Genomic DNA, 12,666 nt, shown 5'->3' on the forward strand with positions numbered 1-12,666 from the left:
ACCGAAGTTACATCCCCCATAGTCCGAACCCCCCGCATCCCTGGGATCTTTGGAGGTGAGCCGCCGTGGCACTCTCGATTTCGGCGGTGGTGCTGCTGGCGATCATCGTCTTCCTGCTGATCAGGAGGTCGGGACTGAAGGGCGGTCATGCGGTCGTGTGCGTCCTGCTCGGCTTCTACCTGGCCTCCTCCACCGTCGCCCCCACGATCAACGAGCTGACGACCAACGTCGCGAGCATGATCGGCAGCATCAAGTTCTGAGGAGCTGAGCCGACCGCCGACGGGGCTTGAGCCGGCCGCTGTTGATGCGTTGCCGTGGGGCCGCCCGTTTCTCGGCAGGGCGGAGTGGGTGCGCGCTGGGGAGGGCCGCCCCTTCCATCACACCGGGGGGTGATTGGCAGGAATGGGCCACGGGGTGCAGGTGCCCTCCTGCGGGAGCAGGCATGACCTGCGACTGTCCCTCTGCGTCCTGGCCCAGATCCACCAATCACCGGACGAGGGGAGGACGGGAGAGGTGTGTGCGGCACATGTGACTCATGGGGTCACAGACCCGCCCCCCTCCGGTCGTCAGCCGCCAAGCCGGCCCGGCGTGCTGGCGAGGCGCGACCGCGTCCCTCAGTACCGGCCCGCGACGCAGCGGGCCCAAGGGCCGCGCAGGTGTTTGGGGTCGGAGATGGGCCGACTGTTGAAGGCGCCATCGGAGCGCCCCACGGCAGTACCGACCGGCTGGTTGCCTGGGGCCTTCCGCACGAGGCGGCGGCCCATGTCGTGGCCGAGCTGGCGGCCAACGCGGCCACGCACGGGCGGCTCCCCGGGCGCGGCTTCCGTCTCACGCTGTACGTGATCCGCGAAACTCTCCGTATCGAGGTGACCGACACGCGCTGTGACCGTCTGCCCGAGCTGCGGGTGCCCCTCCAGGGCGTATGGCAGCCCTGGACGCGGAGTCCGGCCGGGGCCTGCTCCTCGTGGACGCGCTCGCGGAGCGGTGGGGTGTCGCCGAGGGGCGGTTCCCGCGCAAGACCGTGTGGGCCGAACTGCGCCTCCCGCCGCCGGGTCCGCGCCCGAGTCCTGGACCGGCGGCGTCCGCCTCGTAGGGTGGTCCCATGACGGAACTTCCCGCCCGGCGTCTGCTGCTCGTGCACGCGCACCCGGACGACGAGTCGATCAACAACGGCGCGACCATGGCCAAGTACGCGGCCGAGGGCGCCCATGTGACCCTGGTCACCTGCACTCTCGGTGAGCGCGGGGAGGTCATCCCGCCCGAGCTGCGGCATCTGAGCGGTGCCGCGCTGGGCGCGCACCGGCGCGGTGAGCTGGTCGCGGCCCTGGGCGAGCTGGGCGTCACGGACGTCCGGCTGCTCGGAGGCGCCGGCCGCTACGGCGACTCCGGGATGATGGGGCTGCCCGACAACGACGACCCCGCCTGCTTCTGGCAGGCCGACGTGGACGAGGCCGCCGGGTCCCTCACCGAGGTGATCCTGGAGGTCAGGCCACAGGTTCTCGTCGCCTACGACGACAACGGCGGGTACGGCCACCCGGACCACATCCAGGCCCACCGCGTGGCCATGCGGGCCGTCGAGCTGGCGGCCGAGCGGGGGCACGTCATGGACAAGGTCTACTGGAACCGCATCCCGCGTTCCGTCGCCGAGGAGGCCTTCGCCCGCCTCCAGGACGAGCTTCAGGGCGGCCTCCAGAACGAGGTGTCCGCGCTGCCGTTCGAAAAGAGTGGCACGGTGGACGACCTTCCGGGCGTGGTGGACGACGAGCGTGTCACCACCGCGATCGACGGCACCGCCCACGCCGCCGCCAAGGCCGCCGCGATGCGCGCCCACGTCACCCAGATCGCCGTGGCGGAGCCGTACTTCGCGCTCTCCAACGACCTGGCCCAGCCGCTGTTCACCACCGAGTACTACGAGCTGGTGCGCGGCGAGGCGCGGCCCGACGGAAGCGGAGCCGGGATCGAGACCGACCTGTTCGCAGGTGTCCCCGGCGCCCCCGATATCCCCGGTGTCCCCGTCGAGGAGGCGTCATGAGCAGCGACGGACGCGGTTCGATGCTCGCCCAGCCCCTGCAGCGGCCCTCGGCCGGGCGGATCGCCGTCTACCTGGGGTTGTTCCTGCTCGGCGCGGTCGTGGCGCTGGCGGGATCACTGGTGCAGGCCGCCTGGTTCCCGGGCGGGCTGCTGCTCGCCCTCGCGGGCGCGGCCGGGCTGTTCCTGGGCGGGGCGTACGCGCTGGGCAGTCGCGCCGGGGCGGTCGCGCCGGTGGTCGGCTGGGTCGTCACCGTCCTGCTGCTCACCGCCGCCCGTCCGGAAGGGGACTTCCTGTTCGGCGCGGGCGGAGGCTCGTACCTCTTCCTGCTCGGCGGGATGGCCGTCGCTGTGATCTGCGCCACCATGGGCCCCGGGCGTCAGTCCGGGGGCGGTCCTGCCCGACTTGGCAAGTGACGTACCACTTCGCCGTGCGGCGCGCGTGCGAGTCCGGTGTGGGTTTCCGCAGCGGTCATGGGATACGCGCCAGACGTGGCCAGTATGGTGGTGCGCGCCGCCGAGATGCCCGCTGAGGTCGTGACGGGCGGCGGAGCCAACCGGGAGAACCTGCCTTGAGTCGTGAAACTGACACTCCGTCCTCCGGGCCCAACGGGCGCGGCGGAGCCGCATACCCCTCCGGCACGCCGCCGTACGGGACCCCCATGGCTACCGACGCCGGTGCGAACGCGGGCCGTTCGAGCACGCAGCCGGAGGAGAAGAAGACCGAGACCACGCTGACGACCCGGATCCGGATCAACATCCCCGGATCGCGGCCCATCCCGCCGGTCGTCGTGCGCAAGCCCGTCGGTGACGCCGAGGGCGCCGGGGACGACAAGGCCGCCGAGCCGCGGCCGGCGCCCGCCGCACCAGCGCCCACCGGCACCGTGGAGCCGCCCGCCGAGCCCGCCGCGAAGGCCGAGGAGAAGCCCGCCAGCGACTGGTTCGCGCCCCGCAAGTCCGGCACGCCCAAGGGCGGTCCGGGCGCCGGCGGCACGAACGGGGCCGGGATCAGCGGTGGTTCGGCCGCCGCGGCCGGCAGCTCCGGCGCCCGGCCGAACGGTTCGGGCGGCGCGGCCGGTACGGGCGCCACAGGCGGTGCGGCCCCCAAGGGCGGCACGCGTGGCCCCGGTGCCCCCGGTGCCCCGGGCGGCGCGGACGCGTCCGGTGCCACCGGTGCACGTCCCGCCGGCCGGCCCGGTGGCGTCGTCGGCTCCATGGGCCGCCCCGGCGCCTCCCGTCCGGGCGGTGCGAAGGGCTCCGGTCTGCCCAGCGCCACCGGCGGCCCCGTCGCCCCGGGGCACGGCGGCGGCACCGGCTCCTTCGACGTGACCGAGGCACTGGCCGCCGGTTCGCTGGGCGGCTCCCGTTCCGGCGCGAACGGTGAGGGCGAGCCCAGCCGCGACGACCTGCCGTACTTCTCGGGCAACGGCGGCCAGGGCAACCTCGGTGCCCCGGGTGCCCCGGGTGCCTCCGGTGTGGGCGGCGCGGGCGTCCCCGGCGGGCCCGGCGGCCCCAGCGGGTTCAGCGGGACGAACGGCCCCGGCGGCCCCGGCGGCCCGCAGGGCCCCGCGGGCCCGACCACCGGCCCGGTCACCGGCGACAGCCCCCTGGCCCCGCCGGCCGACGGCCGCGGTGACTTCGACTTCGGTGCGGGTGTCGGCGAGCCCTTCGGCGGCCCGGCGGGTCCGGCCCGTGCGCCGCGCAGCGCCCTCACCGACCTCGACCTTCCCGGCGGCCCCGGCGCGCCTGCCGGTCCGGGCACGGCCCCCGGCGGTCTCGGCCCCGGTGGCGGGCTCAGCGACGACACCGCGATCCTCACCCCGCAGGTCCCGGCCCCCGAGCCGGGCGGACCCGGCTACCGCGCCCCGGACAACGTCTCCGGCCACACCGTCACCAGCGGCATCCCGGTCGTCCCGGCCGCCGGCGGTGCCCCGTTCGGCTCGGGCACGCACCCCGACGGCCCGGTCCCGCACACGGCGCCCAGGCCGGCCGCGGCCGCGCCGCCCAAGGCCCAGGCCAAGCCGAAGAAGAAGGGCCGCAGCAAGCTCGTGCTGCTCGCCGTCGGCGTGGTCGTCATCGCGGGCGGTGCCTACGGCGCCGGGCTGCTGATGAACCACACCGACGTGCCCAAGGGCACCACCGTGCTCGGCGTGGACATCGGCGGCGGCACCCGTGACGAGGCCGTCAAGAAGCTCGACGACGCCTTCGGCGACCGGGTCAACAAGCCGCTGAAGCTGGCCGTGGGCGGCAGCACGGTCTCCCTCACCCCGGACAACGCGGGCCTGCAGTTCGACTTCCAGGCCACGGTGGGCGAGGCCGCGAAGAGCGACTACAACCCTGTCTCCGTGATCGGCTCCCTCTTCGGGCAGAAGCGGGAGATCGAGCCGGTCATGCCGGTGGACGAGGAGAAGCTCCAGGCCGCGCTCCAGCAGACCGGCGGCGGCTCCGGCTCCGTCACCGAGGGCGGCATCACGTTCCGGTCCGGCAAGGCCGTGCCCGTGTACGGCAAGGCGGGCAAGGCCATCGACGCGGCGCAGTCGACCCAGGCGGTCGAGCAGGCGTACCGCACGCTGGTGGAGACCGGTACGGCCGCCCCGGTGACCGTGCCGACGACCACCAAGCAGCCGACGGTCTCGAACGCCGAGGTCGACCGCGAGATGAAGGAGTTCGCCGAGCCCGCGATGTCGGACAGGGTGACCGTGATGACGGACGCGGCGCACTCGATCCCGATGAGTCCGCAGAACTCGCTGTGGAAGTTCCTCAGGGTGGCGGCCACGCCTGACGGCAAGCTGACGGACAAGCCCGACCTTGCCGCCCTGAAGCAGCTGTACGGCAAGACGTTCGACGGCGTGCTGATCACCCGGGCGACCGGCAAGAAGACGCCCGTCACGCCGCAGGACGTCTACGTCGCCCTGCGCCAGGCACTGCTGAGCAAGACCAACCGGGTCGCGGTCATCCCGACGAACCCGAGCTAGGAGCACGTACGACCACACGGCGGGGGCGTCCACCGGGCGCCCCCGCCGTCGTGTCACCCGGTGTCATCCGGTGTCACCCGTGTCATCCGGTGTCACCCGATCCGCATGACATCTGTCATCCGGCAGTCAGGACCGCCGACACTGCCGGGCACCCGGCCCGCGCCGGGAGCATGGACGCCATGACAACGACAGCGGCACCGCCCACCACCACCCCGGTGGTCGGGTTCGACCAGGTGACCAAGACGTACGGCAGCGTCCGGGCCGTCGACGGCCTCTCGCTGAGGCTGTACCCGGGCGAGACCGTCGCCCTCCTCGGCCCGAACGGGGCCGGCAAGTCCACCACCCTCGACCTGCTCCTCGGCCTCAAGCACGCCGACGCCGGCACGGTGAGCGTGTTCGGCACCAGCCCGCGCGAGGCGATCGTCGCCGGGCGGGTCGGGGCCATGCTGCAGAGCGGCGGGCTGATGGACGAGGTCACCGTGGCGGAGCTGGTGAAGCTGTCCTGCTCGCTGCACCCGAGGCCGTACAAGCCCGCCGACGTGATGGCCCACGCGGGCATCACGCAGATCGCCGACCGCAAGGTCAACAAGCTGTCCGGCGGCCAGGCCCAGCGGGTCCGCTTCGCGCTCGCCACCGCGGGCGACAGCGACCTGATCGTCCTGGACGAGCCGACCACCGGCATGGACGTCTCCGCCCGCCAGGCCTTCTGGGCCACCATGCGCGAGCAGGCCGACCAGGGCCGCGCGGTCCTCTTCGCCACCCACTACCTCGAAGAGGCCGACGCCATCGCCGACCGCGTGCTCGTGCTGCACCGCGGGCGGATCCTCGCCGACGGCACCGCCGCCGAGATCAAGGCCAAGGCGGGGGCCCGCAGGGTCTCCTTCGACCTGGAGGGCGAGATCGACGAGGCGGCCCTGCGCGGCCTGCCCTTCCTCACCTCCATCGATGTATCGGGCCAGACCGTCCGCATCCAGTCCTCCGACGCCGACGCGACCGTCCACGCCCTGTACGGCCTCGGTGTCTACCCCCGCAACCTCGAAGTGGCCGGGCTCGGCCTGGAGCAGGCCTTCGTCGCCATCACCGCCGCCGAGGAGGCGAAGCAGTCGTGAACAGCCTCATCAAGCTGGAACTGGCCCGTGCCCTGCGCAACAAGAAGTTCCTGTTCTTCTCGGTGCTCTACCCCTCGTTCATCTACCTGATCTTCTCCAGCAGCTCCGGCTCGAACGAGAAGGTCGACGGCACCGGGCTGACCGTCGCCACCTACCTGATGGTCTCCATGGCCTCCTTCGGTGCCCTGACCGCCGTTCTGATGGGCAACAGCGAGCGCATCGCCAAGGAACGCGAGAGCGGCTGGGTACGGCAGCTGCGGCTGACCCCGCTGCCCGGGCGCGGCTACGTCCTCGCCAAGACCGCCAGCGCGGCCGTGGTCAGCCTGCCGTCCATCATCGTGGTGTTCCTGGCCGCCGCCGCCATCAAGGACGTACGCCTGGACGCCTGGCAGTGGCTCGCCCTCACCGGGGTCATCTGGGCCGGCAGCCTGGTCTTCGCCGCGCTCGGCGTGGCCATCGGGTACGTCGCCTCCGGGGACGCGGTCCGCCCCATCACGATGATCATCTACTTCGGTCTGTCGATCCTCGGCGGCCTGTGGATGCCGTCGACGAGCTTCCCGCAGATCCTGCAGGACATCGCCAAGTGGCTGCCCACCCACGCGTACGCTGCCCTGGGGAGGGCGATCGAACAGAGCCAGGCCCCGCACGCCACCGACGTCGCCATCCTCGCCGTCTACTTCGTCCTCTTCGCGGGGGGCGCGGCCTGGCTGTACCGGAAGGACACGCTGAAGGCGTGAGCACGATGACGGAAGACCCGCTGACCGGCCGGACGCCCCCGCGGCACGAGGTGCGGATCGGCTGGCCGCCCCGCAACCGGCGTGAGCTGACGGTCAAGGTGCTGTGGATCGGCGTCTGGCTGGTCTTCCTCAGCTCGCCGGTCCACGACCTGGTCAGCGGCCATCACACCACCGGCGCCACCGTGGCCGGTGCGCTCGGCCTCGCCGCCTTCGTCGGGGTCTACCTGTCGCTGGTCTTCCGCAACATCGGCCGGCCGTTCTCGGGCCCGGTCGTCGTGGTCCTGCTGGCCGTCCTCGGCATCCTCGCCCCCGTGCTGGCCTACACCCTCGGCAGCGCCTGGCTCGGCCTGTTCGTCTACCTGTCCGTCGCCAGCGGGGCCACCCTGCCGCTGCGGGCGGCCTACTGGGCCATCCCGGCGACGGGGGCCGTGATGTACCTGGTGGGCCTGCACTCCAGCGAGAAGGAGGCCCGCGGCCTGGTCCTGCTGGTGGTGCTGATCGGCTTCGCGATGACCGGCGTCGGCCAACTCGTCCGTACGACCATCGAGTTGCGCAAGGCCCGTGCCACCGTCGCCCAGCTCGCCGCGAACGAGGAGCGGCTGCGCCTCGCCCGCGACCTGCACGACCTGCTGGGGCACTCGCTGTCGCTGATCACGCTGAAGAGCGAGCTGGCGGGCCGGATGCTCCCCGACCACCCCGACAAGGCGGCCCAGCAGGTCGCCGACATCGAACAGGTCAGCCGGCAGGCCCTGGTCGACGTCCGCGAGGCCGTCACCGGCTACCGCCGCCCCCGCCTCGCCGCGGAACTCGCGGGCACCCAGGTCGCGCTGACCGCCGCCGGGGTCGTCGCCGAGCTGCCCGGCGAACAGGACCTCGCCGGAGTCCCCGAGGAGGCCGAGTCCGCGCTCGCCTGGGCGCTGCGCGAGGCGGTCACCAACGTGGTCCGGCACAGCGGCGCCGACCGGTGCGCGGTGGAGCTGCTGCACCGCCAGACCCTGGACGGCCCGGTCCTCGAACTCACCGTCCAGGACAACGGATCCGGCGGCAACGGCAAAGGCCCCGGCAACGGTCTGACCGGGCTCACCGAGCGCCTGGAGAAGGCCGGCGGCACCCTGGAGGCGGGGCGGGTCAAGCACGGGTTCCGGCTGGTCGCCCGGGTGCCTACGGCCGCTTCGGCGGACGTAGGATCCGGGGCATGACGAGCACGATCAAGGTCCTTCTCGCCGAGGACCAGTCGATGGTCCGCGAGGCCCTGGCCGCCCTGCTCGGCCTGGAGGACGACATCGAGGTCGTCGCCCAGGTCGCCCGCGGCGACCAGGTGCTGGCGGCCGTCGGCGAGCACGGCGTGGACGTGGCGCTGCTCGACATCGAGATGCCCGGCTGCACCGGCATCGAGGCGGCGGCCCAGGTGCACCGGGAGCACCCCGGCGTGAAGCTCGTCGTCCTCACCACCTTCGGCCGCCCCGGCTATCTGCGCAGCGCGATGGAGGCGGGCGCCGACGCCTTCCTCGTCAAGGACGCCCCCGCCGCCCAACTCGCCGACGCCGTCCGCAAGGTGCTGGGCGGCGAGCGCGTCATCGACCCCACCCTGGCCGCTGCGGCCCTGGCCGAGGGCGCCAACCCGCTCACCGACCGCGAACGCGAGGTGCTGCGCGCGGCCGCCGACGGCTCCACCAACGCCGAGCTGGCCCAGGCCCTCCACCTCTCCCAGGGCACGGTCCGCAACTACCTCTCCACGGCCATCCAGAAGCTGGCGGTACGGAACCGTGCGGAGGCGGTGCGGATCGCGCGGGAGAAGGGGTGGCTGTGAGGAACGGCGGTCAGTTCAGCAGGGCGCGCGCCTCACGTGCCTGGGCCCGGGCGCGTTCCTCGGTGTGCGGATCGACCACGCCCACGAGATCGGCGTAGGCGTCCAGCTCCACCGCCCCCTCGACGAACTCCCCTCTCTGCACCAGGAGTTGAGCCCGCTCGTAGCGCAGCCGAGCCGGATGGGACGGCAGCAACAGGGCCAGCTCCACGGCCCACAGCGCCACGTCCGACCGCTCGGGCCGAGCGGTCGCCCACGCCCGCACGTTGTTCACGATCCGCTGAACCACCTGCAGAGGCGTCGCGGGCGCCAGCATCGAGGGCTGCAACGGCGCCCCCGTCGCCCCCACCACCAGCAGATCGACATCCGTGCCGCTCAGCACCCGGCCCCCGTCGAAGGGATCCGCCAGGACCAGCTCCTCGGCCGTGCCGAACCCGACAACGAAGTGCCCCGGCAGCGCGACCCCGTACACCGGCGCCCCCGCCCGCCGGGCGACCTCCAGCCACACCACCGACAGCAGGATCGGCAGCCCGCGCCGCCGCCGCAGCACCTCGTGCAGCAGCGAGGACTCCAGCCGCTCGTAGTCCCCGGCAGAGCCGGAGAACCCGCAGCGCCCGCCCAGCACGCGGCACAGCGCCTCCGCCCACGCCGACGGGCCGCCCGGCCGGTACGGCAGCTGCCCGGCCAGCCGGTCCAGCTCCAGCTGGGCCGCGTCGATGCCGTTCTCGTCCAGCGAGCCGTCCGCCTCCGCGCCGATCAGCAGACACAGCGCCGACAGATCCGGCCGCTCCGACCGCGCCTCCTCGGCGAACCGCCGCCGCACCTCGGCGGACCGCTCCGGCGATGGGGGGTACGGGGGCGGCAGATACGGAGGACGCCTCGCAGGCTCACGCCTGTCCACACCGATCCCTATCCCCACCGAGAGCCGGTCTCATCCGGCCCAGGACGCTGCTTTACGTCCGCGCCGGGCGCCTGGTGCCGGTTGTCCTGCGCGGGCTGTGCTGCCTGGCGCTGATCGTCGTGCCCTTCCGGCGCCGGGTGCCGGTCGGGGCTTTCGCCCGGGGCCGGGTGTCGGCTGTCCTGCGCGTCGTGTGCTGCCTGGCGCTGGTCGTCGCGTTCTTCCGGCGCCCGGTGCAGGTCGGGGCTCTCGCCCTGAGCCGGCTGTCGGTTGTCTTGCGCGACTGGTGCCTGGTGCTGGGCGTCGTGCTCTTCCGGCGCCGGGGGCCGGTCCTCGTCCTCGTCCGGGGCTCGGTAGTGGTGGTACGCGTGATGTGGGGCGAAGCCGAGGTGGGCGTACAGGGCGCGTGCGGCCTCGTTGTCCTCCTCGACCTGCAGCCAGGCCGCCGAGGCGCCCTCGTCCAGGGCGCGGCGGGCCAGGGCGGCCATGACCTCGGTGGCCAGGCCCTGGCGCCGGCGCGCGGGGTCGACCTCGACCGCGGCGAACCCGGCCCACCGCCCGTCCACGACACACCGCCCGATCGCCGCCGGAGGCTCTCCCTTCGCACCGGGCACGGTCGCGAACCACACCGACGGCCCGCTGCCGAGCACCCGCAGGGCCACCTCGCTCACCCCCTTGCGCTGGTACCGGGCGAGCCACGCCTCGTCCGCCGCCCGCGAGAGCACCACCCCGGCACCCTCGGCCCGGTCCGCGACCGGCGCCAGGGACGCGGTCCACAGCTCGGCGGTGACCTCCCGCGTCCAGCCGCGCCGCTCCAGCTCCGCGCACAGCAGCTCCTGCGTGCCCGCGGCGCCGGTCGCGGTCTGTATGTAGGCGGGCAGGCCGCGCTCGTCGTACCAGCGTCGTACGGCCGCCAGGGCCGCGTCGAGCGGCAGCCCCGGATCGCCGAGCGGCAGCACGCTGTTGGCGCGCCGGGTGAACCCCTGTGCGGCCCGAAGCTCCCACCCGCCGAGCCGCTCGCTCTCCACCGGGCGCCACGCCCGGGCGGTGACGCGGGCGAGTTCCTCGTAGGTGGCCGCGGGACCCCGGCGACGCGCCGGAGCGGGCGGCACGACCTTCCCCGCGACCAGCGCGGATTCCGGGATACGGACCCGTCGACCGTCCCGTCGTGTGATCATGAGCACGCCGTCGTCCCATGATGTGAGAACACCCACCGTGTCGGTGAACTTCTCACTCGCGGTACCCGCTTCGGTGAGCCGCCGTACGGAGACTCGTTTGCCCACGTCAGCAGGGGTGATACGGACCTCGAGCTGTCCTGCCGCCGAGATTTCCACTGGTCAGTTCACCCCTCCTGTTCGGATCATGCTCCGGAACGGAGATACTAGGGGCGGGCATCGACGACGCCGCGCTCCCGCGCGCCAGGCGGCGGAGCCTGAGGAGGCCCGCCAGCGCCCTATCGAGGAGGAACGACAGCGTGACCTACGTCATCGCGCAGCCTTGTGTCGACGTCAAGGACAAGGCGTGCATCGAGGAGTGCCCGGTCGACTGCATCTACGAGGGCCAGCGGTCCTTGTACATCCACCCGGACGAATGCGTCGACTGTGGTGCCTGTGAGCCGGTCTGCCCGGTCGAGGCGATCTTCTACGAGGACGACACTCCGGAGGAGTGGAAGGACTACTACAAGGCGAACGTCGAGTTCTTCGACGAGCTGGGCTCTCCCGGCGGCGCCAGCAAGCTCGGCCTGATCGAGCGGGACCACCCCCTCATCGCCGCGCTGCCGCCGCAGGGCGAGTGACCGTAGCCGCGGCTTAGCGGCCTGTATCAGCGCCGCCTCGGTCCCGTACGGCTCGATCGCCTTGATCGCCGCCGTACGGGACCGAGGCGTTTGCCGTACCGACGAAAGAGAGCAAGTTCCGTGTCCGCAGTCTCCGATCGTCTGCCCACCTTCCCCTGGGACAAGCTGGAGCCCTACAAGAAGACGGCCGCGGCGCACCCGGACGGCATCGTCGACCTCTCCGTCGGCACCCCGGTCGACCCGGTCCCCGAGCTGATCCAGAAGGCCCTGATCGACGCGGCCGACTCACCGGGCTACCCGACGGTCTGGGGCACCCCCGCACTGCGTGACGCGATCACCGGCTGGCTGGAGCGCCGCCTGGGCGCCCGCGAGGTCACCCACCGCCACGTCCTGCCGGTCGTCGGCTCCAAGGAACTGGTGGCCTGGCTGCCGACCCAGCTGGGCCTCGGCCCCGGCGACAAGGTGGCCTACCCGCGCCTGGCCTACCCGACGTACGAGGTCGGCGCCCGCCTCGCCCGCGCGGACTACGAGGTCTACGACGACCCGCGGGACCTCGACCCCACGAACCTGAAGCTCCTCTGGCTGAACTCGCCCTCCAACCCCACCGGCCGGGTCCTCTCCAAGGACGAGCTGATCGGCATCGTGGCCTGGGCCCGCGAACACGGCGTCCTGCTCGTCTCCGACGAGTGCTACCTCGAACTGGGCTGGGAGGCCGACCCGGTCTCGGTCCTGCACCCCGACGTCAACGGCGGCTCCTACGACGGCATCGTGGCCGTCCACTCCCTCTCCAAGCGGTCCAACCTGGCCGGCTACCGCGCCGCCTTCGTGGCCGGCGACCCGGCCGTCCTGGGGCCCCTCCTGGAGATCCGCAAGCACGGCGGCATGATGACCTCGGCGCCGACGCAGGCGGCGGTCGTGGCGGCCCTCGGCGACGACGCCCACGTCCACGAGCAGCGCGAACGCTACGCCGCCCGCCGCGAGGCCCTGCGGGCCGCCCTGCTGGGCCACGGCTTCCGCATCGAGCACAGCGAGGCCAGCCTCTACCTCTGGGCCACCCGCGACGAATCCTGCTGGACCACCGTCGCCCACCTCGCCGACCTCGGCATCCTCGTGGCCCCGGGCGACTTCTACGGCACGGCAGGCGAAAACTTCGTCCGCGTGGCCTTCACGGCAACGGACGAGCGGGTCCGAGCAGCGGTCTCTCGGCTTTAACCGCTGTGGGCAATCGTTCCGCAGGGCGGAACGGGTGGGCACAGCCTGTGGCACCGGGTGCGGCCCCAGCACCGCCCGGCCCCTGCTGACGTAGGACACAGCAAA

11 protein-coding genes and 2 pseudogenes are annotated in these 12,666 nt (G+C 72.9%); 11 read left to right on the forward strand and 2 right to left on the reverse strand.

What is annotated here, in order from left to right:
* Positions 1-65: 65 nt before the first annotated feature.
* The 9 genes and pseudogenes from ABZ865_RS13835 to ABZ865_RS13875 all read left to right on the forward strand — a co-directional run bounded on the left by ABZ865_RS13835 (position 66) and on the right by ABZ865_RS13875 (position 8,659).
* Positions 66-260, forward strand: a complete 195-nt coding sequence (locus ABZ865_RS13835; protein WP_361228760.1) for a hypothetical protein — start codon at positions 66-68, stop codon at positions 258-260.
* A gap of 459 nt (positions 261-719) precedes the next feature.
* A pseudogene (locus ABZ865_RS13840) lies at positions 720-1,093 on the forward strand (ATP-binding protein); the annotation flags it as partial.
* A 9-nt stretch (positions 1,094-1,102) separates the two neighbouring features.
* Entirely contained in the window at positions 1,103-2,032 is a 930-nt protein-coding gene (gene mshB / locus ABZ865_RS13845; protein WP_361228763.1) for an N-acetyl-1-D-myo-inositol-2-amino-2-deoxy-alpha-D-glucopyranoside deacetylase, read from the forward strand.
* Positions 2,029-2,445: a DUF6113 family protein gene (locus ABZ865_RS13850; RefSeq protein WP_361228766.1), complete on the forward strand. Its 417-nt coding sequence runs from the start codon at positions 2,029-2,031 to the stop codon at positions 2,443-2,445. Before mshB ends, ABZ865_RS13850 begins: the two co-directional genes overlap by 4 nt.
* Before the next feature lie 155 nt (positions 2,446-2,600).
* Entirely contained in the window at positions 2,601-5,003 is a 2,403-nt protein-coding gene (locus ABZ865_RS13855; protein ID WP_361228770.1) for a hypothetical protein, read from the forward strand.
* Positions 5,004-5,182: 179 nt separating this feature from the next.
* Positions 5,183-6,112, forward strand: a complete 930-nt coding sequence (locus ABZ865_RS13860) for an ABC transporter ATP-binding protein (protein WP_361228773.1) — start codon at positions 5,183-5,185, stop codon at positions 6,110-6,112.
* Positions 6,109-6,849, forward strand: a complete 741-nt coding sequence (locus tag ABZ865_RS13865; RefSeq protein WP_361228776.1) for an ABC transporter permease — start codon at positions 6,109-6,111, stop codon at positions 6,847-6,849. Before ABZ865_RS13860 ends, ABZ865_RS13865 begins: the two co-directional genes overlap by 4 nt.
* Before the next feature lie 5 nt (positions 6,850-6,854).
* Positions 6,855-8,048, forward strand: coding sequence for a histidine kinase (locus ABZ865_RS13870; protein ID WP_361229688.1), 1,194 nt, complete (start codon positions 6,855-6,857; stop codon positions 8,046-8,048).
* Complete coding sequence (locus ABZ865_RS13875; protein ID WP_361228779.1) at positions 8,045-8,659, forward strand: response regulator transcription factor; 615 nt, start codon at positions 8,045-8,047, stop codon at positions 8,657-8,659. The genes ABZ865_RS13870 and ABZ865_RS13875 overlap by 4 nt, the downstream gene beginning before the upstream one ends.
* A gap of 10 nt (positions 8,660-8,669) precedes the next feature.
* On the opposite strand, the gene ABZ865_RS13880 is transcribed toward ABZ865_RS13875, so the two are convergent.
* Together ABZ865_RS13880 and ABZ865_RS13885 are read right to left on the reverse strand one after the other, a co-directional pair.
* On the reverse strand, positions 8,670-9,521 hold the full coding sequence (locus ABZ865_RS13880) for a transglutaminase-like domain-containing protein (RefSeq protein ID WP_361229691.1): 852 nt from the start codon (positions 9,519-9,521) through the stop codon (positions 8,670-8,672).
* Positions 9,522-9,895: 374 nt separating this feature from the next.
* Positions 9,896-10,888 (reverse strand): annotated as a pseudogene (locus ABZ865_RS13885) (GNAT family N-acetyltransferase); the annotation flags it as partial.
* 140 nt (positions 10,889-11,028) lie between these two features.
* Here ABZ865_RS13885 and fdxA point away from each other — a divergent pair.
* The gene (fdxA, locus tag ABZ865_RS13890; RefSeq protein ID WP_355935930.1) at positions 11,029-11,349 is read left to right on the forward strand and encodes a ferredoxin; all 321 of its coding nucleotides are present in this window, start codon (positions 11,029-11,031) and stop codon (positions 11,347-11,349) included.
* Between the two features lie 120 nt (positions 11,350-11,469).
* The gene (locus ABZ865_RS13895; protein ID WP_361228783.1) at positions 11,470-12,561 is read left to right on the forward strand and encodes a bifunctional succinyldiaminopimelate transaminase/glutamate-prephenate aminotransferase; all 1,092 of its coding nucleotides are present in this window, start codon (positions 11,470-11,472) and stop codon (positions 12,559-12,561) included.
* The last annotated feature ends 105 nt before the right edge of the window (positions 12,562-12,666 follow it).

Origin of the sequence: Streptomyces sp. NPDC047085, from assembly GCF_040643735.1 — a bacterium.
In the GTDB taxonomy this organism is placed as follows: Bacteria; Actinomycetota; Actinomycetes; order Streptomycetales; family Streptomycetaceae; genus Streptomyces.

What these genes read in the sequence shown, in the direction of transcription:
- ABZ865_RS13850 (WP_361228766.1), top strand. Translation starts at nt 2,029, where the DNA reads ATGAGCAGCGACGGACGCGGTTCGATGCTCGCCCAGCCCCTGCAGCGG.
- ABZ865_RS13860 (WP_361228773.1), top strand. Translation starts at nt 5,183, where the DNA reads ATGACAACGACAGCGGCACCGCCCACCACCACCCCGGTGGTCGGGTTC.
- ABZ865_RS13875 (WP_361228779.1), top strand. Translation starts at nt 8,045, where the DNA reads ATGACGAGCACGATCAAGGTCCTTCTCGCCGAGGACCAGTCGATGGTC.
- ABZ865_RS13870 (WP_361229688.1), top strand. Translation starts at nt 6,855, where the DNA reads ATGACGGAAGACCCGCTGACCGGCCGGACGCCCCCGCGGCACGAGGTG.
- mshB (WP_361228763.1), top strand. Translation starts at nt 1,103, where the DNA reads ATGACGGAACTTCCCGCCCGGCGTCTGCTGCTCGTGCACGCGCACCCG.